Consider the following 18,052-nt stretch of genomic DNA (forward strand, 5'->3'; position numbering starts at 1 on the left):
TGATGGGCGAAACTCGTCGTATTCTGCAATTTCCGATCGGAATAATCCCCAATGACCGATTATGTCTTCGCGCCGCGCCCGCAGCCTTTTCTGCCCGTGAAGGGAACAGACGCGCTTTTCCCCGTGCACCGTATCTATTGCGTCGGGCAGAATTATGCCGATCACGCCATCGAAATGGGCGGTGATCCGACCCGCAATCCTCCGTTCTTCTTCCAGAAAAACCCGGATAGTCTGGTCATCAATGGCGGTGATTTTCCCTATCCGCCCAAGACCGAGGATGTGCATCACGAGATCGAGCTGGTGATTGCGCTGAAGACCGGCGGTATCGATATTCCGGTCGAGAAGGCGCTGGATCACGTTTACGGCTATGCGGTCGGCATCGACATGACGCGGCGCGACCTGCAAGCGGTCGCTAAAAAGGCCGGTCGTCCGTGGGAAGTCGCCAAGGCTTTCGAGCATTCCGCACCATGCTCGGCCATTGCGCCTGTATCGGATGTAGGCCACCCGCAGTCGGCGTCGATTTCGCTTTCCATCAATGGTGAGACGCGCCAGTCCGGTGATCTCAACCAGATGATCTGGAAAGTGGCCGAAACGATTTCCTATCTTTCGTCGCTCTTTGAGCTGCAACCGGGCGATCTTATATTCACAGGCACGCCTGCAGGCGTCGGCCCCGTGCAGTGCGGCGACCGTCTCGTGGGCAAGGTGGATGGTGTCGGCGGCGTGTCCGTAACGGTTGCCTGATATTATTAAGCGCATCCCGAAAAGTGGGAACCGGTTTTCGGATAAGATGCGCGATAAAGCAAAGGACAGAGCGCATCCCGAAAAGTGTGAAACGGTTTTCGGGATGCGCGTTCTATCAAACAGTTAGAGCGCCGATCCAATCAGATCGAAACGCGCTCTAAGCGGAGGAGACAGAATGAGCACCTATCTTCCCGATGATGTGCATGATGCTTTGGAGCGCGTCATCGCTGAGAAGCATCCGGGTCTGAACCTGACAGAGGCCATAACGCTGATTTTGCGCAAATGGCTGGTCCATGAAGGCTATCTGCCGTCGGTGCCTGAACATGGCACGCCGCCGGAAGAACTGAATGCGACCAATGATGATTAGCGCGTCCGAAACAACGCCGAAGCACCAGAGCCGGGGCGACAAGTGACGATGGCAAAGCATTCAAAGCAGGGGGCGGGCCGCAAGGCGGCGCTCGGCAAACGCCTTTTGATTCTCACGATTCTGGCTATTTTGCTGGTCATCGCGCTTATCTGGATGAGCATTTATCTCTTCGATCCAAACGGTGGGCTGGACTTCGACGATCTTGGGATTTTTGCCTTGGATTTCAACGCCATAGATACGATGCTACCACGCATTCTTTGAGCGCGTTAATCCTTTTGTTACCATTTGAAATATTCATTTTGGCGCGACCCCGACGTTTAGAGCTTCCGCTTTTCGTCTTTTGCGTGGTACAGAACTGTCATCGACCGAAAGAATATTGACTGCAACGGGCTTCCTGGAGGCCGTTAAGCCAAGAGGATCTGGATGGCATTCGAGGACATCAAGGCGGAAATTGCGCTGCTGTTTGAGCAAATGGTGAATCAGCCGCAGGACGCCCATGAAATCCGCGAAACGGTTCGCGAAAAGCTGAATACGCTCCGTGCGAACGGTTTGCCGCTGCCTGACGATCTGGTCGAGCTTGAAAAACGCATCGAAAAAGATTTCGATTCCTGAGAACGGGTCCAGCTATGCGTTTCGCGCTTTTTTCTTCTGCATCCGCTTCCCTTGCACGCAAGGGTGTCCTGCTTTTGGGCTGCGCCGTGGCGCTGAGCGCCTGCAATACCACCAATGATGGCAAGCCGGTCAAAACGGCTCTAATTTCCCCAGCTGATACCGCACCGCAGACGAGTGCAGCAGGCGCTGCTGCGCCGCAGGCTGTTGCTGTGGCTGGTACGCCTGCCGCCGCCGCTGGTGCTGCTACGGTTCCGGGGGCTACGCCTGCCGCTGATGCGGCTGTCGGCACGACTGCTACGGCCATGGCTGCTGGTCCGGCTGCAACGGGCGGTGCTGCCGCTATTGCCGCTGCCACCACAACGGACGGCACTGCTGTTCCCGGTGTGCCAGCAGCGGGTGCCGAAGCTGTTGCTTCCGCCGAACCTGCTCTGCCAGCCGTCGTTCCCATTCCGGGCGAACGCGGCGTTTCGCAGCCGATGATGGCCTATGCCGGCGCACGTGCTGCCGCTTCGCCTGCCTCGGTTGCCGCTAACATGGCTTTTGAGACGCCGGAACACGCGCCGAAAGATCTCGATGCGCTGATTGCCAAATATTCCGTCGCTTATGATGTGCCCGAGCGTCTTGTGCGCCGGGTTGTGCATCGCGAAAGCCGCTTCAATCCCGGTGCGCGCAATGGACCCTATTGGGGTCTGATGCAGATCAGCCATCCGACAGCACGCGGCATGGGCTATAAGGGCGCGCCGAAGGGCTTGCTCGATGCCGAAACCAACCTGAAATATGCCGTTCGCTATCTGTCGGGCGCGTATAAGGTTGCTGGCGGCAATGAAAGTCAGGCCGTGCGTTACTATGCACGCGGCTATTATTACGACGCCAAGCGTCAGGGTATGCTGGAAGAAACCGGCATGGATGGCGGTTTCCGCAACGGTCCGACACGCGATGCCGCGGCTTCTATCGAGCCAGCTTCCCTGCCAAGCGGTTCTTCGGCACCACTGCCGGGTGTTGCGCCGATCCAGGCTTCCTACGCGCCTGCCGCGCAGTAAGATTCTACCGGCGGCGCTTGGTCGCCGGTTTAAATCTCGACATCGATTGGCGCATCGGCCCAAAAGTCGGAATCGATTTTTGGAAAACACGATGCGTTTAACTGTCATCTTGACGCTGCAGAGCAATGGCAGTTTGCTGTCTGAAGATCGGACAGGGCGAAGATTATGAAACTGCCAGATACAATCAAATGGCATTACGACCGGGCGGAGCTCTGGGCGGATGGCGTCATCCATGTGCTCGGCGTGGCGCTGGCCTTTGCCGGTGCAATCGCCATGCTGATCTATTTCCTGCCCAACAGTTCCGCATCGACGTCGATTTCTTACAGCGTCTATCTGGTATGCCTTCTGGGCGCACTTGGTATTTCGGCGGTCTATAATATCTGGCCGGTCTCGCCGACCAAATGGTTCCTGCGCCGTTTCGATCATTCGGCCATCTATCTGCTGATTGCCGGAACCTACACGCCTTTCGCCATGCATATGGGCGACCGTGCCGTACCACTGCTTCTCTTCGTGTGGGGCGTGGCTTTCGTCGGCATCATGCTGAAGCTTTTCCTGCCCGGTCGTTTCGACCGGCTGTCGATCCTGCTTTATCTGGCGCTCGGATGGAGCGGCATCATGGTCTACGACACGATTGTGCAATCGTTGCCGCCGACCGTGTTCTGGCTGATTGCCGCGGGCGGCATCGTTTATTCGCTGGGCGTGATCTTTCACGTCTGGCAACGGCTGCGTTTCCAGAACGCCATCTGGCATGGCTTTGTCGTGGTTGGGGCGATGCTGCATTATTGCGCTGTGTTCTTCGTCGGCGCGTGGAACTGAAACTCTCAATGGAAGTCTCGCGACTTCGGCATGATCCGCACATTTCTGGGGTGATGCGCCATTTGTGACGGCGCGACGAGGCGTTGCGCATCGCGCCCGCTGAGATCCAGCAGGGCACCGGAGCGATCCTCGATCTTAGCCGCCACCACATGCACCACGCCTTCCGGGCTGCGCTGGATGCGGCCTTCGATGCGGACGAGACGCGCGCCCATCACCTCGCGGCGAAATGCCTTCATGATCTTCGGCCAGACGACGATATTGGCTATGCCGGTTTCGTCTTCGATGGTGAGAAACACAACGCCCTTCGCGCTGCCGGGGCGCTGACGCACGGTCACGATGCCTGCCACCTTCATCCGGCCACCATTGGCGCCTTCCTGCACGGCGCGACAGGTGGAAACACCTTCCGCTGCCAGCCCCTCGCGCAAATATTGTAGCGGATGCCCTTTCAGTGAAAGCCGGGTCGTCTCGTAATCGGCAATGACATGTTCCGCAGCGGCCATTTCAGGCAGCTTCGTGCGCGGTTCTTCCGCCAGTTCGCTTGTGGACGCAGCCCGAAACAGCGGCAAGGTTTCATCATTGGGCAGGCGGCGCACAGCCCAAAGTGCGGTCCGGCGGTCGATATCGAGCGAGCCGAAAGCATCGGCATCGGCGAGCGCGGTGAAGGCCCGCCGGTCGAGGCGCAGGCGGCGATGCATATCCTCAATGGTGCGATAAGGCTCATGCCGGTCGGCAAGCAGCAGATCAGTGTCTCGCTCGGAAAAGCCGTCGATCTGGCGGAAGCCCAGCCGCACAGCTGGTTGCGGGCCGGGGATGTCTTCGAGAAGATTATCCCATTGGCTGAAATTCACATCGACGGGCAGGACCGTCACGCCATGCTCACGCGCATCGCGCACGATCTGCGCCGGGGCATAAAAGCCCATCGGCTGCGAGTTGAGCAAGGCGGCGGCAAATACTTCCGGGTGATGATGCTTGATCCACGCGGAAATATAGACCAGATGCGCAAAGCTTGCCGCATGGCTTTCCGGAAAACCATATTCACCGAAGCCCTTGATCTGGTTGAAGCAGTTCTCGGCGAAGGTCCGGTCGTAGCCGCGCTTCACCATGCCGTCGATCATCTTTTCCTGCATGGTGTGGATGGTGCCCATCTTGCGGAAAGTCGCCATGGCGCGCCTCAACTGGTTGGCTTCGTCGGGCGTGAACTTCGCCGCTTCGATGGCAATGCGCATGGCCTGTTCCTGAAACAGCGGCACGCCTTTGGTCTTGTCCAGTATCTGCCGCAGCTCGTCCGGTGGGCCATGTTCCGGGGCAGGTGACGGCAAGGTGTTGGGCTCCTGTCCGTTTCTTCGTCTCAGATAGGGATGCACCATATCGCCCTGAATGGGGCCGGGGCGCACAATGGCGACCTGGATGACGAGATCGTAGAATTGGCGCGGGCGCAAACGCGGTAGCATGTTCATCTGGGCGCGGCTTTCCACCTGAAATACGCCAAGCGAATCCCCCTTGCAGAGCATGTCATAGACAGTCTTGTCTTCGCGGGGCAGGGTAGCGAGGGTCATTTTTTGACCGCCATAAAGCTGCGGCTTGTGCTGGTGAATGAGGTCGAAAGCCTTGCGGATGCAGGTGAGCATGCCGAGCGACAGCACATCCACTTTCATCAACCCCACTTCATCGATGTCATCCTTGTCCCATTCGATGAAATAACGGTCTTCCATAGCTGCCGGGCCAATGGGAACAGTCTCGTCCAGACGGTCGCGTGTGAGCACAAAGCCCCCCACATGCTGCGACAGATGACGCGGAAAGCCGATCAGCTCTATGGCAAGTTCCACGGCGCGCCGAATGACCGGATTGTCCGGGTCGAGGCCTGCCTGACGAATATGTTCTTTGTCGATGCCGCCGCCGGATATGCCCCAGACTGTATTGGCAAGCGCCGCTGTCACATCTTCGGTCAGTCCCAGCGCCTTGCCGACATCACGGATCGCACTGCGGGAACGATAGCTGATGACGGTCGCGACAATTGCCGCGCGGTCGGTGGTGTAACGATTATAGACATATTGCATCACCTCCTCGCGCCGTTCATGCTCGAAATCGACGTCAATATCCGGCGGTTCCTTGCGCTCGGCGGAGATGAAACGCTCGAACAGGAGATCGACTTCGGTCGGGTCCACACCGGTCACGCCGAGGCAAAAGCAGACGACGGAATTTGCCGCCGAGCCGCGACCCTGGCACAGAATATCTTGCGAGCGGGCAAAGCTGACAATGTCATAGACGGTCAGGAAATAGGCCGCATATTGCAGCTTTTCGATCAGTGCCAGTTCCTTGTGGATCAGTCCCTTTACCTTTTCCGGAATGGTATCTGCGCCGTAATGTCGGGCAGCACCTTCCCAGGCCAGATCATGCAAATGCTGTTGCGGCGTCTTTCCCGGCGGCACGGGCTCGTCGGGATAATCATATTTCAACTCGTCGAGCTGGAAGGTGATGGGCGCGGTGAAATCGGCGGTCGCGGCGATTGCCTGTGCGTAGGCGCGGAAAAGCCGTACCATTTCCCGCGCAGGCTTCAGATGGCGCTCGGCGTTTTTTTCCAGCAGCCGCCCGGCGGCAAAAACCGTGCTGTGATGGCGGGTTGCGGTCAGCACATCCTGAAGCGCACGGCGGTCGGGGTGGTGATAGAGCACATCATTGGTGGCGAGAAGCGGCACGCCCGCGTCTGCTGCAAAACGGGCGATGCGCTCGGCCCGGCGTCCGTCATGCCCCTGATGCGGCATGGCGAGCGCCAGCCAGACACAGCCTTGCGCCGCCGTGGCGATTTCCGACAGACGCGCCGGAAAGTCAGGATCGTCGTCGTCCGGGGGCATGACGGCGATCTGAAACTGTCTGGCGCGAAACAACAGATCGGCCCAGAGCAGATGGCATTCACCCTTGATGGCAGCGCGCCTTTTGCCCTCGGTCAGGAGGCGGCACAATTGTCCATAGGCAGGCCGGTCGCGTGGATAGACGACCATATCCGGCGTGCCGTCGATGAAAGACAGGCGGCAGCCGATGAAAAGCCGGAAGTCGCTCTTGTCGCGAAAATCCTTCCAGGCGGCATGCGCCCGCACCACACCGGCCAGTGTGTTGCGATCGGCAATGCCGATGCCGGACAGGCCAAGTTCGTGCGCGCGCAATACCAGTTCCTGCGGATGCGATGCGCCGCACAGGAAGGAGAAATTGCTGGCGACAGCCATTTCATAATAAACGGGGTTTTGGCCGATATGGGTCATGGCGCGGGTCATCAGGCAAACAACCCATGCAGAAACCAGCGTGGATGATTGGCGCCGTCATAAAGCCCTTCGCGGAAAATCCAGAAGCGCTGGCCGTTCTCATCCTCCACCCGGTAATAATCGCGCAGCTCCGGTACGTCATGACCGATGGAAAGCCACCATTCCGGTTCGATCCGCTCTGGTCCCTCGGCAAGGCGAATATGATGGCGAACCCGCCGCCACAGGAAGAACGAGGGCGGACTGTCAGGCACTTCCGCCACGCTTTCAATGGGCTGCGGCGGACGAAACAGTTTTATGGGACGCGCTGGCGGATCGCCCGCCAGAACCGGACCGCTTTCATAGTCGGTCTCGTTTGCGTGGCTGCCATGCAGGGCAGGGCGCAGGCCAAAAGCGCGCTCCGGCATATGCGTATCGCGTGCGAAGGGCACCAGCACGCGTTCCGGCCCCAGACGCGCCGAGAGCCGGTCAATGAGTTGGCTGAAACCGGCATCGTCTTCCTCGTGCTGGTCCAGCCCGGTCTGGCGTTGGGTGACCGCGGCGCTGCGCAAGGCGGCAAGCCTGATCATGTCGAAACCAAAACCGGCATCCAGCGGATCGGTAAGGGCATTGAGCCTTTCACGCGCAAGGCGCAGAAAAACTCTGTTATCACGCAGAGGCTGGCCGGTTTCGATATGGATATGGCGTATCGCGCCATCGACCCGGAAGAAGGTCGCTTCGATCAAAAGCGCGCCTTTGCCTTCCGTCTCAAGCCGGGCGAACAGCTCCAGGGCCAGTTCCTGCAAGATGCGCTCCACCAATTCCATGGCGGTCACAGGCTCGGACAGGCGACGTTCAGTCGTTGCGAGCGGCATCATGCGCAGCGGCGAGATGGGCGCGCGCTCCTGCCGTGTCAGACGACCGAGACGGGTGGCGAGATCGGGGCCGAAGCGGGCGGTGAGTGCGGCACGCGGCAGCGCCATCACATCGCCGATCCGTTTCAGGCCCGCACGCTTGAGGCCGGTCTCGACTGTACTGGCCAGTTCAAGTGAGGAAAGCGGCAGGCGCGGCAACACGGCGTCGGCTTGCGCCTTGTTGAAGACGCCGCCTCTCGTGCCACGGGCGAGAAGCCGCGCTGCAAAGCTGTTATCGGCAATGGCCGCCTGTATGTGCAGACCGGCGCGCTCGATGCGCCGGATCACATCGGCATGCAAGGCGGCCAATCCGCCGAAAAGATGCGCGCAACCGGTAATGTCCAGCATCAGCCCGTGCGGCGGATCGAAGGCGACAAGCGGCGTATAGCGTTCGCACCAATGGGCCATTCCTTTGAGCAGGGCGGCATCGCGCTCCGGCTCGGCATTGGCTACATCCAGCCTTTCCACGCGCGCCCGCGCATCGGTCAGCGCCATGCCGGGATAAAGCCCGAGCTTGGCGGCCTTGACGTCGATGGCCGTCAGCCGCAGCGCATTGGCGGTGCGCTCGGTAATGACAAGCGGCAGCGCGTCGGATGCTTGCCCGGAGGACGCATCAGATCGCCCGGCGCGGTGCAGCCTGTCCGTCGGCAGGAACGGAAACCACAGCGCCATGAACGCCATGGAGGACGCCATGGATGCCGACGCTACCGCTTCCTTCCCGTTCTCTGATGCCGAATTCAAGGGTTTCATTGTTCCATTCCATGATCCACTGGCCGCATGTGCCATGCCGGTTGCGCTCCAGAGCGGCCAGAAAGGCCGGTTTCCCGGGCGCATTGGCTCCGCTGGAGCGCGAGGGCGCAGGGGCCACACGCCATCGGCTGACGGCAGCGCTTTGCACGCCGGTGCGATGGCTTCGAAGCAGGATGACCGGCAGTTGCGCGGTCTCCGCTGCCAGCAGCAGGCGACGCGAGGCCGTCAGGTCGAGGCATTTCGGCTGGCCGGTGATCGAGGCAACGATGCCGGAAACCAGATGCGAAGCCTTGCTGCCGGTTCCTGCTTCCAGCACATCATTGGCGGCCTTCAGCACATCCTGCGCATTCGGACAGCGCACGATCAGCAGCCGGTGCGGATCGATGCCGAAAGCATGCAGTCCCGGCGGATAGAGCCCGCCATATTCGCTTGTCGCCGTTTCCTCCTCAATCCAGACGATCGGTCGCTGCTTCTGTGTGGCTCGCAATGCCATGGCGAGCGCAAAGCCCGTTGCCGCCATATGCGCACCGGGATTTTCCGCGAAAACCTCATGCAAGGCATCGCCAGCAAGCCCATGCGGAAAGGCGGTGTCCGCCGCCGCATGGCCAAGCGCGAAGCTGTTTGCGCGCCCGAAACCGGCGCCTGTATCGCCAGAAAAGTTTCCTTGCGGATCGTTGCCTTCAATGGCGGTAACCATGCGCCGCAACGTCGCGATGTCGATGCCGCTCACGTCGAAATTCCTGTAATCTGTCTGTGTTTGATTGCGCGGTTCCGGAGGCAAGCCTGCCTGCCGGTTTTGCCAAAGTCGCTTTCGTTCTCTATTTGTTCCAGTATTGAATCGACTCTGAAAAGAGTCAAGCAGGGAAACGTCCGATCCCTGTTGGCGTGTCGGATTCTTCATAGAAAAGAAAATTCAGGACAAAGAAAAACGCCCTCCGATGAGGGAGGGCGTTTCATATTTTCAATATTGGGTCTGCTTATTTGCGATCACGCGCGGCGAGCGTGCGCAGGCGCAGTGCGTTGAGCTTGATGAAGCCCGCTGCATCCTTCTGGTCGTAAGCGCCCTGATCGTCTTCGAAGGTCACGAGCTTGTCGGAATAAAGCGACTTGTCCGACTCGCGGCCGATCACCATCACATTGCCCTTGTAGAGCTTGAGGGTGACTTCGCCTTCGACGTTCTTCTGGCTGAGATCGATTGCGGCCTGCAGCATTTCGCGCTCCGGCGAGAACCAGAAACCGTAATAGATCAGCTCCGCATAACGCGGCATCAGCTCGTCCTTGAGGTGAGCAGCACCACGGTCGAGCGTGATCGATTCGATGGCGCGGTGAGCTGCCAGCAGGATCGTGCCGCCCGGTGTTTCGTAGACGCCGCGCGACTTCATGCCGACGAAGCGGTTTTCCACGAGGTCGAGACGACCGATGCCGTTGTCACGGCCATATTCATTGAGCTTGGCAAGAAGCGTTGCAGGCGAAAGACGCTCGCCATTGATCGAAACGGCGTCGCCCTTTTCAAAGCCGATCTTGATGATCGTTGCCTTGTCGGGCGCTGCTTCCGGCGAAATGGTGCGCATATGCACATATTCTGGAGCTTCCAGTGCCGGATCTTCCAGAACCTTGCCCTCGGACGAGGAGTGCAGCAGGTTGGCGTCGACGGAGAACGGTGCTTCGCCCTTCTTGTCCTTGGCAACCGGAATCTGGTGCTGTTCGGCGAATTCGAGCAGATGCGTGCGGCTCTTGAACGACCAGTCGCGCCATGGAGCGATGATCTTGATGTCCGGGTTCAGCGCATAAGCGGAAAGCTCGAAGCGAACCTGATCGTTGCCCTTGCCGGTCGCGCCGTGCGCAATGGCATCAGCGCCGGTTTTCTTGGCAATCTCGATGAGGTGCTTGGAAATCAGCGGACGGGCAATCGACGTGCCGAGCAGATAAACGCCTTCATAGACGGCATTGGCGCGGAACATCGGGAAAACGAAATCGCGCACGAATTCTTCGCGCACATCCTCAATGAAGATTTCCTTGATACCCAGCATTTCCGCTTTCTTGCGTGCCGGTTCAAGTTCTTCGCCCTGGCCCAGATCGGCGGTGAAAGTCACAACTTCCGCGCCGAGTTCCGTCTGAAGCCATTTCAGGATGATCGAGGTGTCGAGACCGCCCGAATAGGCGAGTACGACCTTCTTAACGTCTTTCCACTTGCTCATAGTCAACTTCCGATACGATGGATGCCCCATTGTCCGCTCGGGAAGAGCATCCGCAGGGCTTGGGAATTGGATGTTGCTGTCCTTTTATCAGTTGCTAAGCCACGTGCAAGCAGGATGGCTGCGACTTATCGAAAAGACCAGAGAATCCAGTAGCGGCGAGATTTGATTCGCGTTAGAGCATTTCCAGCAAAAGTGCGAAGCGGCTTTGCGTCGGATAATGCTCAAAACAAACTAAATAGAGCGGTTCCGACGATTCTGTCAGAACAGAAACCGCTCTATTTTGCCGCGAATTTTCGGAGCTACGCGCATGTCATTCCTGACAAACCTGACCTTCATTCCCGAATTGACCATTTTCGTCCAGTTCGCGATTGCAACCGCCATTCTTTCCATCACACCTGGCCCGGATATGACGCTGTTTGTCGGGCGCGCCTTGTCTGAAGGCAAGGCGGCCGGTTTTGCCTGCATGGCAGGCGCAAATACCGGCATCGTTATCCATACGACGATGGTGGCGCTGGGGCTTTCGGCGCTGATTATCGCGTCTCCGGCTGCTTTCACTGTGCTGAAGGTGGTGGGGGCGGGCTATCTCGTCTGGCTCGCCGTACAGGCAATCCGCAAGGGCTCGGCGTTCTCGCCGGAAAAGAACGGCGGTAAAAAGCACACGCTGGTTCAGAACTGGGCGACCGGGCTTGGTATCAATCTGCTTAACCCGAAGATCATTCTGTTCAACATGACCTTCCTGCCGCAGTTCGTCTCCGTTACTGACCCGCATGCGATGGGCAAACTGTTTTTCCTCGGCCTGTCTTTCATTCCGCTGGCGCTGCCCTTTACCGTGCCAATGGTCGTCGCAGCCGACAGGTTTGCGGGCCTTCTGAAGAAGAACCCGACTGTGACGCGCATTGTGGATTGGTTGTTTGCTGGCGTGTTTTCGGCTTTCGCGCTGAAAATCATCACCGCGCAGGCAAAATAAGCTTTGTGTCTTGATTACCCTGCCGGGCGGTCGGAAAGCCGTCCGGCATTGCGGCCTGCAATCAGCCAGTAGATGAAGCCGCCTACAATGCCTGCGCCCACGAAGGCCGCGATCCAGAGCGGCATTTCCGGCCAGTCGTCCGATCCGCGAAATGGAATGCTGCTTCCAGCGGTTCCAAGACCGATGATGGCTCCCACAACGCAATAAAACACCGACGAGCGATAACCGCGTGCTTCGGCAAGCAGAATGACGATAGCGGCAGGCAGGAAGCTGATGCCGCCTGCCAGCATGGCCACGACAAAACCACCGACGAAAACGCTGCTCCAGAAACTGGTCGTCGCCCAAAGCGTGGCGGCTTCCATATTGCCGGCGCCGGCCATCATGGCGAAATCGTCCATCAGCGCATCGACGCCGATGCTGCGAAACAGGATGGCAGCCAGAAACCAGCCGGTTGCCAGAAGGCCGCAGCAATAGCCAAAGAGAATAACGACGAAGCGCATTATGTAGTCGAAAGTATCGTTCACGTGCGCTCGCTTGTTCCCGTTTATTCGCCGTGTCCGGCGATCATCATGGCTTCCAGCGCAAGGCGTTCGCTCTTGCGCATACGTTCGGATTCCGACTTCAACTGGCCGCAGGCAGCAAGAATGTCGCGACCGCGCGGGGTGCGGATCGGCGAGGCATAACCGGCAGCGTTGACGTAATCGGCAAAACGTTCGATCTGCTCCCAGTCCGAGCACTGGTAGTTGGTGCCGGGCCACGGGTTGAACGGAATGAGATTGATCTTGGCCGGAATACCCTGCAACAGCTTCACCAGAAGCTTTGCATCCTCAAGGCTGTCATTGATGTCCTTCAGCATCACATATTCGAATGTGATGCGCTTGGCATTCGACAGGCCGGGATATTCGCGGCAGGCCTTGACCAGCTGTTCCAGCGGATACTTCTTGTTGATCGGCACGAGAATGTCGCGCAACTCGTCGCGCACGGCGTGCAGCGAAATGGCGAGCATAACCCCGATCTCATCACCGGTGCGATAGATTTCCGGCACCACGCCGGAGGTCGAAAGCGTAATGCGTCTCTTCGACAGGGAAAGCCCGTCGCCATCAGAGGCGATGATCAGGGCCTTCTTCACTTCCTCGAAATTATAGAGCGGCTCGCCCATGCCCATCATCACGATATTGGTGATCTTGCGGCCTTCGGCAGGCACCATGGCGCCGTCGGGCGTATCCTTGTCCGGGAAGTCGCCAAGCCGGTCGCGGGCGGTCAGAAGCTGCGCCAGAATTTCTTCCGAGGTCAGATTGCGCACCAGCTTCTGCGTGCCGGTATGGCAAAACGAGCAGGTGAGGGTACAGCCGACCTGGCTGGAAACGCACAGCGTGCCGCGACCTTCTTCGGGGATATAGACGCTTTCGATCTCGACCGGGCGACCTGCGCCGCGTGGCGGAAAGCGGAACAGCCACTTGCGGGTGCCGTCCTGAGAAATCTGTTCTTCGACCACTTCCGGGCGCGCAATGGTGAAATGCTGCGCCAGCATGGCGCGCAGATCCTTGGAAATATTGCGCATGTCGGCGAAATCGGAAACGCCGCGTACGTAAAGCCAGTGCCAGAGCTGGCTGATGCGCATCTTCACCTGACGTTCCGGCACACCGGCCTTGACGAGCGCTTCGGCCATCTCCTCGCGCGACATGCCGATGAGCGACGGCTTTGCTTCCAGATTGGCGCGCACATGGCGGGCAAGCTGGTCGCGCGTATCATCAATGGTAAGGTCGAACGAAATAGACATCTGTTTTCAACTGTTAAGGGGCGACCGCGATGACGCGCGCCGATCAATTCGGGCCCGATTGCCCTGATTGCAAGGAGTATATGGGCTCTGCCATCTGCATATGCGAGCCTTGTTCCGCGCGCTCTTAGCATAGAATAAGGCGTCCGTCATCCCGTTCGATAATCCCGGCTGTCATGCAAGATTGGCGGAACTGACACAAAAGAAAAAAGCCGGAGCAAAGGCTCCGGCTCTGAAAAAACAGTCCGTATTCGACGAAAAGTCGCTTACTTGCAGTTCTGGATCGCGGCGAGAGCTGCCGAAACACCCTTCAGCGAATAGGTGTAATTGGTCTTGGTGCCGCGCTTCGACTGCGCCTCGACCTTGAGATCCTGACCGGACTTCATGGCTGCGATGAGCTTTGGCTCTTCAGCGGCATTTTCCATCCAGCCCGACTTGCCGTTCACGAACATGGTGAAACGGTTGCTGCCGACGCTGACGGTAACCTTGGCATTGGGGTTCAGGTCATAACCCGCCATGAACTGCGGCTCGAACGAGATGTTCTGGCCCGGCTTCTGGCTGATCAGGAAGAAATTGTCGCCGTGGTCGACCGAGGCCGGAGCCTTCACAGTCGGAACGGAGAGGACATAGCAAACCTTGCCGTTGCCCGCCTTGTAGCTATAGGCGCCCCAGGCGTCGAACTGTTTAATCTGGGTCGGTGTCTGGGCGAGGGCCGAGCCCGCCATTGCAATCGTAAACACCGAAGCCGCGACGATCGATTTTCCAAGCATGGTCTTTTACCGGTTCTCTTTCGTTTGCTTCAAACTCGAATATCGGGATGCCGCCGTTCTACACGCCGCCCCGCTCAGTTGCCGATTAAAGTGCCTTAATCTGGGTTACCAAACGGTGAAGTTTTGAAAGAAAACTTGAACGAGCAAGGGCTGATCGCCACCCCAGGCTCCACATCAATGCAAAGAAAGCGGCTGGAATATGACAGGAGGGGAGTAGGGCAGTAGGGGAATAAGGGAATAGGGGATAAAGGGCGAAACTGCGGCTTCACAATTAAGTGTCTGATCCAAAAGTCGCTATTCGGGCCGCTAATGACGACAAATACGCTCCGGCTCGCCGCCTGCTTCAAGGGCTTGTACGGGTTCAGGATTGTGAGAACTTACTCCCTTACTCCCTTACTCCCTTACTCCCTTACTCCCTCAGCTTCTTCCAGCGCCTGACGCGCCGCCAACCGGTGCGCAGGCGTAATATGCGTGCGCACAGCGGTAAGGGCTGCCATCAGCACGGCGACATCGTCAGTAAAGCCGATGCCGACCAGCATGTCGGGGATAATGTCGAAGGGCAGCACGAAATAGGCAAGCGCCGCCATCAGCGTCATGCGCACGCGCGTCGGTGTCTTCTGGTCGAGGGCGCAATAATAGGCGGCCACCACTTCATCCATGAAGGGCACCATCCGACCGGCGCGGCGCACGGCCTTCCAGAAACCTTGCTTCACCCGTTCGCTGCGTTTCTTGAAATCGCTTTCGCTGCCGGGTTCAAGGATTTCACCAATTTTGACGCTATCCATCGTCGAGCAAACTCCTGTCAGTCAGATCGCGGCGCATGAGGGGCCGAAAATGACATGATCGAAAATGGGGGGTATCGCCCGGGTTTTCAAGTTTTTGCCCGGTCAGGGCAGGGAGCATCCTGCAAGAACCATCAGCTACAACGGCCATCCCAAATCACCGGATTATAGGTCCGGCCAGCCCAAGGTCAGTTTTGGGTCTGGGTCAGCTTCTTGACCTGATTGAATGGAGACTGTTCATGCATCTTACCGGCTATGGCGAGAACTTTGTCCGTGCTGACCGGACAAGTCAGTTCTATCGCGGAAACCAGCTCGCATCGGCGCAGGATTTAAGCGACCACATCACCGTCGATGTGAAAGATAATGTTTGCTACGACGCAACGGCCTATATGCGCTTTCTTCTGGGGGCAGGCATTTCCGAGCACACCTTGCGCGGAACATCCGGGCAGAACTGGATTCCGCTGCTGAACTTCCGCGCCGGAGAGCAGTGGAACGGCTATTCCGCCATCACCTATGGCCGCGCCATCGGGTTCTACGATGTCAGGGCCGGGCACATCTTCCACTCGGCCATTGCTGTTGGCGATGTCTTTATCCGAAGCATCAATGGCGGCGCACTGGGCCAAAATTGGGGCGATCGCATCGATCTGACCAAAGCGCTGCCCTATTCATGCCGGAACCGCGACGGCAGCTTCAATTACCAGAAGAAGACTATCATGGTTTATATTTCAAAGGTTTAAGCGATTATCATCAGGGTCAGGCAATCGCGTTCATCTTGCGCGCCATTTTGATGTCCAGCTCGGTTACGCCATTTTCGCTGTGGGTCGCAAGCGTGACGTCGACGCGGTTATAGACATTGAACCATTCGGGATGATGGTCGAGTTTTTCGGCGTAAAGTGCTGCCCGTGTCATGAAGCCGAAAGCGGCGTTGAAGTCCTTGAACTTGAAGCTTTTGGTGATCGCCTCGCGATCATCCGCCTTCTGCCAACCTTCTAGTTCGGCCAGCGCCTGTTTCAGTTCGTCTGCAGTCAACCGGTTGCGTGCCATCGTCTTTCGCCTATGTTGCGGTTCTTGAACTAACTTATCATGAGCGCGAGGGTTCCGTGACCATAGAGAAACCGACCAGCATTCTTTTCATCTGCGCCGGCAATATCTGCCGTTCACCGCTTGCCGAGGGCGTGATGGGACATGTTCTTGAAGCGCGCGGCATCCGCAATGTGCTGATCGATTCGGCAGGGACGAACGGTTATCACACGGGGGAAGAACCGGACGAACGGTCCATCAGCGTTGCGGCGCGTCATGGTCTCGATATCAGCGCGCAACGGTGCCGCCAGCTGATCGCCGCCGATTTCAGCCGCTTCGACCTGATCCTTGGGATGGACCGCTACAATATGCGGATGATCGCGCAACGACAGCCTGCAAATGCAAGCGCGCATGTTGGGCTGTTCACCGAGATTGCAGAGGGAAAGGCAGTTGAAATCCCCGATCCCTATTATGGCGGAACCGGGGATTTCGAGTTGGTTTACCGGATGGTTCTGGCGTCTTCGAAAGCGCTGGCCGACCAGTTCTGGCGGGTGGACGCCACCAAAGGCCAGGCTTCTTCAACGATGTAAGGTCCGCCGCCCACGGAATCGCGGGAGGACATCAGCACGAAACGGCCCACCTTGAAGGCTGGCGTCGCGAAATTGCCGCGTGAAGAAAGGTAACGCACGACATCGTCGATGCGAGCGTTGCGAAGCCGCGCAAGCGTCACATGGGGTGTGAATTTGCGCGGGTCAGCGGGAATGTGCAGCCTCTGGCAGATGCGTTCGATTTCCGCCTGCAATGCGTTGAGTTCAGGCGACGGGGATACACCCGCATAAATGCTGTGCGGCTTTTTGGAGCCGAACGCATTGACACCCGACAGGTTGAGCATGAATTCGGGTCGCCGCACACGATCAAGCGCATTGGCAACCTCGTCGGCCACATGGCCTTCCACATCTCCGATAAAACGCAACGTTATGTGGTAGTTTTCGACATCAATCCAGCGTGCGCCGGGGAGACCGCCTCGCAATAATGACAGCGAGAGCGCAGCATCGCGCGGGATTTCGAGGGCAGTGAAAAGACGCGGCATAAGGCATCCTCCTCGAAGCGTTCTGTGTCAGAGCGCTATGCGTCGTGGACGCATAAAGGACACTCTAACCTAGAGAGTCAAAACATCGTACCTGTCAGAAATCGATTCGGCTAAGTCGATGCATTTGTAGCGAATCATCGTTTGAGTCCCGGAGCAAGCTGTTTATGCTCCTAACGGGTTTCAGCCTCCTGATGTCCCCTTGTTTTGCATGTCGGACAGGCTTTTTTCGATAGTGGGCATAAAGTTTGCCACCATTGCTTCGACACCTTTTTCGTTGGGGTGCATTCCATCCTCAAGCAGAAGATCCTTCTTGGTTGCTACGCCGTCGAGGAAAAACGGGTAGAGCGGTACGCCATATTTCTGCGCCAGCTTCGGATAAATCGGGTTGAACTTGGCGGCATAGTCCTTGCCCATGTTGGGTGGCGCGATCATGCCTGCCAGAATGACGGAAATGCCGCGCTCCTTGAGACGCGCCAGCATGTCGTCCAGATTCTTTTCCGTAATATCGGGCTGGATGCCGCGCAGGGCATCGTTGGCGCCGAGTTCAAGAATGACGAGGTCAGTTCCATCGGGGATGGACCAGTCGATGCGCGAGAGGCCGCCGGTGGTCGTGTCGCCCGATACGCCTGCATTTTCAATTGAAACCTCGACGCCCTTGTCGTTCAGCGCTTTTTCAAGCTGCTGCGGAAAGGCGGCGTTGACGGGCAGGAGATAACCGGCCATCAGGCTGTCACCGAAGCCGACAACCTTGACCTGCGAAAGCTGCTCGGTCGGCAGAGCGTCTTCCAGGCCCGTTGGGTCCTCCTGTGCCGGCTCCTGCTGGGCATAGACGCTGCCAGCAAAAACCGATCCGAGGATCGCAAAAATCGAGAGCCATGCCGGAATTGAGAGTTTGAAACGCATCGTTGGCAACCCATATTCGGTAAAAGGGTGAGCGACAGCTCACGTGATTTATTCAATAGTTGGCGCAACATA

20 protein-coding genes are annotated in these 18,052 nt (G+C 58.1%); 9 read left to right on the top strand and 11 right to left on the bottom strand.

Annotated features, from left to right (window positions below):
- The first annotated feature begins 51 nt into the window (after nt 1-51).
- The 6 genes from ACTJKP_RS01735 (at nt 52) to trhA (ending at nt 3,576) form a co-directional block, all read left to right on the top strand.
- Nucleotides 52-741 carry a fumarylacetoacetate hydrolase family protein gene (locus tag ACTJKP_RS01735; RefSeq protein WP_440629472.1) on the top strand — a complete coding sequence of 230 codons (690 nt, stop codon included), beginning with the start codon at nt 52-54 and terminating at the stop codon, nt 739-741.
- 175 nt (nt 742-916) lie between these two features.
- Nucleotides 917-1,108 (top strand): hypothetical protein, encoded by a 192-nt coding sequence (locus ACTJKP_RS01740; RefSeq protein ID WP_440629473.1) that lies wholly within the window; start codon nt 917-919, stop codon nt 1,106-1,108.
- 48 nt (nt 1,109-1,156) lie between these two features.
- Entirely contained in the window at nt 1,157-1,369 is a 213-nt protein-coding gene (locus tag ACTJKP_RS01745; protein WP_151588799.1) for a hypothetical protein, read from the top strand.
- A gap of 162 nt (nt 1,370-1,531) precedes the next feature.
- Entirely contained in the window at nt 1,532-1,720 is a 189-nt protein-coding gene (locus ACTJKP_RS01750; protein WP_440629474.1) for a hypothetical protein, read from the top strand.
- Between the two features lie 14 nt (nt 1,721-1,734).
- Nucleotides 1,735-2,760 carry a transglycosylase SLT domain-containing protein gene (locus ACTJKP_RS01755; protein ID WP_440629475.1) on the top strand — a complete coding sequence of 342 codons (1,026 nt, stop codon included), beginning with the start codon at nt 1,735-1,737 and terminating at the stop codon, nt 2,758-2,760.
- A gap of 165 nt (nt 2,761-2,925) precedes the next feature.
- The gene (trhA, locus tag ACTJKP_RS01760; protein ID WP_440629476.1) at nt 2,926-3,576 is read left to right on the top strand and encodes a PAQR family membrane homeostasis protein TrhA; all 651 of its coding nucleotides are present in this window, start codon (nt 2,926-2,928) and stop codon (nt 3,574-3,576) included.
- 5 nt (nt 3,577-3,581) lie between these two features.
- On the opposite strand, the gene ACTJKP_RS01765 is transcribed toward trhA, so the two are convergent.
- The 4 genes from ACTJKP_RS01765 to ACTJKP_RS01780 all read right to left on the bottom strand — a co-directional run bounded on the left by ACTJKP_RS01765 (nt 3,582) and on the right by ACTJKP_RS01780 (nt 10,671).
- Entirely contained in the window at nt 3,582-6,845 is a 3,264-nt protein-coding gene (locus ACTJKP_RS01765) for an error-prone DNA polymerase (protein ID WP_440629477.1), read from the bottom strand.
- Entirely contained in the window at nt 6,845-8,296 is a 1,452-nt protein-coding gene (locus ACTJKP_RS01770; protein WP_440629629.1) for a Y-family DNA polymerase, read from the bottom strand. The genes ACTJKP_RS01765 and ACTJKP_RS01770 overlap by 1 nt, the downstream gene beginning before the upstream one ends.
- A gap of 40 nt (nt 8,297-8,336) precedes the next feature.
- Nucleotides 8,337-9,203, bottom strand: a complete 867-nt coding sequence (locus ACTJKP_RS01775; protein WP_440629478.1) for an ImuA family protein — start codon at nt 9,201-9,203, stop codon at nt 8,337-8,339.
- Nucleotides 9,204-9,450: 247 nt separating this feature from the next.
- Nucleotides 9,451-10,671, bottom strand: coding sequence for an argininosuccinate synthase (locus ACTJKP_RS01780; RefSeq protein ID WP_182519119.1), 1,221 nt, complete (start codon nt 10,669-10,671; stop codon nt 9,451-9,453).
- 307 nt (nt 10,672-10,978) lie between these two features.
- Here ACTJKP_RS01780 and ACTJKP_RS01785 point away from each other — a divergent pair, with 307 nt between their 5' ends.
- Complete coding sequence (locus ACTJKP_RS01785; protein ID WP_440629479.1) at nt 10,979-11,638, top strand: LysE family translocator; 660 nt, start codon at nt 10,979-10,981, stop codon at nt 11,636-11,638.
- A 14-nt stretch (nt 11,639-11,652) separates the two neighbouring features.
- On the opposite strand, the gene ACTJKP_RS01790 is transcribed toward ACTJKP_RS01785, so the two are convergent.
- From ACTJKP_RS01790 to ACTJKP_RS01805, 4 genes are all read right to left on the bottom strand, one after another.
- Nucleotides 11,653-12,162 (bottom strand): hypothetical protein, encoded by a 510-nt coding sequence (locus ACTJKP_RS01790; RefSeq protein WP_440629480.1) that lies wholly within the window; start codon nt 12,160-12,162, stop codon nt 11,653-11,655.
- Nucleotides 12,163-12,182: 20 nt separating this feature from the next.
- Nucleotides 12,183-13,418: a 23S rRNA (adenine(2503)-C(2))-methyltransferase RlmN gene (gene rlmN / locus ACTJKP_RS01795; protein WP_440629481.1), complete on the bottom strand. Its 1,236-nt coding sequence runs from the start codon at nt 13,416-13,418 to the stop codon at nt 12,183-12,185.
- Between the two features lie 263 nt (nt 13,419-13,681).
- Nucleotides 13,682-14,185, bottom strand: coding sequence for an invasion associated locus B family protein (locus ACTJKP_RS01800; protein WP_113533733.1), 504 nt, complete (start codon nt 14,183-14,185; stop codon nt 13,682-13,684).
- A gap of 401 nt (nt 14,186-14,586) precedes the next feature.
- The gene (locus tag ACTJKP_RS01805; RefSeq protein WP_078339700.1) at nt 14,587-14,970 is read right to left on the bottom strand and encodes a YkvA family protein; all 384 of its coding nucleotides are present in this window, start codon (nt 14,968-14,970) and stop codon (nt 14,587-14,589) included.
- A gap of 236 nt (nt 14,971-15,206) precedes the next feature.
- Between ACTJKP_RS01805 and ACTJKP_RS01810 the strand changes: the two genes are divergently transcribed.
- A complete protein-coding gene (locus ACTJKP_RS01810) occupies nt 15,207-15,704 on the top strand; it encodes a hypothetical protein (protein WP_078339699.1) in 498 nt (165 codons plus the stop codon).
- Between the two features lie 16 nt (nt 15,705-15,720).
- Here ACTJKP_RS01810 and ACTJKP_RS01815 read toward each other — a convergent pair whose 3' ends face one another.
- Entirely contained in the window at nt 15,721-16,011 is a 291-nt protein-coding gene (locus ACTJKP_RS01815) for a 4a-hydroxytetrahydrobiopterin dehydratase (RefSeq protein ID WP_440629482.1), read from the bottom strand.
- Nucleotides 16,012-16,067: 56 nt separating this feature from the next.
- Between ACTJKP_RS01815 and ACTJKP_RS01820 the strand changes: the two genes are divergently transcribed.
- Nucleotides 16,068-16,577 (top strand): low molecular weight protein-tyrosine-phosphatase, encoded by a 510-nt coding sequence (locus ACTJKP_RS01820; protein ID WP_440629483.1) that lies wholly within the window; start codon nt 16,068-16,070, stop codon nt 16,575-16,577.
- On the opposite strand, the gene thpR is transcribed toward ACTJKP_RS01820, so the two are convergent.
- Together thpR and ACTJKP_RS01830 are read right to left on the bottom strand one after the other, a co-directional pair.
- The gene (gene thpR / locus ACTJKP_RS01825; protein WP_440629484.1) at nt 16,487-17,077 is read right to left on the bottom strand and encodes an RNA 2',3'-cyclic phosphodiesterase; all 591 of its coding nucleotides are present in this window, start codon (nt 17,075-17,077) and stop codon (nt 16,487-16,489) included. The two genes, ACTJKP_RS01820 and thpR, sit on opposite strands and share 91 nt — an antisense overlap.
- A 180-nt stretch (nt 17,078-17,257) precedes the next feature.
- Entirely contained in the window at nt 17,258-17,980 is a 723-nt protein-coding gene (locus ACTJKP_RS01830) for an arylesterase (protein ID WP_078339696.1), read from the bottom strand.
- Nucleotides 17,981-18,052 lie beyond the last annotated feature (72 nt).

This window comes from Brucella sp. 22210 (genome assembly GCF_052045675.1).
Lineage (GTDB): Bacteria > Pseudomonadota > Alphaproteobacteria > Rhizobiales > Rhizobiaceae > Brucella.

Coding starts and splice junctions, on each gene's coding strand:
- ACTJKP_RS01735 (WP_440629472.1), top strand. CDS start 52: ATGACCGATTATGTCTTCGCGCCGCGCCCGCAGCCTTTTCTGCCCGTG.
- ACTJKP_RS01740 (WP_440629473.1), top strand. CDS start 917: ATGAGCACCTATCTTCCCGATGATGTGCATGATGCTTTGGAGCGCGTC.
- ACTJKP_RS01745 (WP_151588799.1), top strand. CDS start 1,157: ATGGCAAAGCATTCAAAGCAGGGGGCGGGCCGCAAGGCGGCGCTCGGC.
- ACTJKP_RS01750 (WP_440629474.1), top strand. CDS start 1,532: ATGGCATTCGAGGACATCAAGGCGGAAATTGCGCTGCTGTTTGAGCAA.
- ACTJKP_RS01755 (WP_440629475.1), top strand. CDS start 1,735: ATGCGTTTCGCGCTTTTTTCTTCTGCATCCGCTTCCCTTGCACGCAAG.
- trhA (WP_440629476.1), top strand. CDS start 2,926: ATGAAACTGCCAGATACAATCAAATGGCATTACGACCGGGCGGAGCTC.
- ACTJKP_RS01765 (WP_440629477.1), bottom strand. CDS start 6,845: ATGACCCGCGCCATGACCCATATCGGCCAAAACCCCGTTTATTATGAA.
- ACTJKP_RS01780 (WP_182519119.1), bottom strand. CDS start 10,671: ATGAGCAAGTGGAAAGACGTTAAGAAGGTCGTACTCGCCTATTCGGGC.
- ACTJKP_RS01785 (WP_440629479.1), top strand. CDS start 10,979: ATGTCATTCCTGACAAACCTGACCTTCATTCCCGAATTGACCATTTTC.
- rlmN (WP_440629481.1), bottom strand. CDS start 13,418: ATGTCTATTTCGTTCGACCTTACCATTGATGATACGCGCGACCAGCTT.
- ACTJKP_RS01800 (WP_113533733.1), bottom strand. CDS start 14,185: ATGCTTGGAAAATCGATCGTCGCGGCTTCGGTGTTTACGATTGCAATG.
- ACTJKP_RS01805 (WP_078339700.1), bottom strand. CDS start 14,970: ATGGATAGCGTCAAAATTGGTGAAATCCTTGAACCCGGCAGCGAAAGC.
- ACTJKP_RS01810 (WP_078339699.1), top strand. CDS start 15,207: ATGCATCTTACCGGCTATGGCGAGAACTTTGTCCGTGCTGACCGGACA.
- ACTJKP_RS01815 (WP_440629482.1), bottom strand. CDS start 16,011: ATGGCACGCAACCGGTTGACTGCAGACGAACTGAAACAGGCGCTGGCC.
- thpR (WP_440629484.1), bottom strand. CDS start 17,077: ATGCCGCGTCTTTTCACTGCCCTCGAAATCCCGCGCGATGCTGCGCTC.
- ACTJKP_RS01830 (WP_078339696.1), bottom strand. CDS start 17,980: ATGCGTTTCAAACTCTCAATTCCGGCATGGCTCTCGATTTTTGCGATC.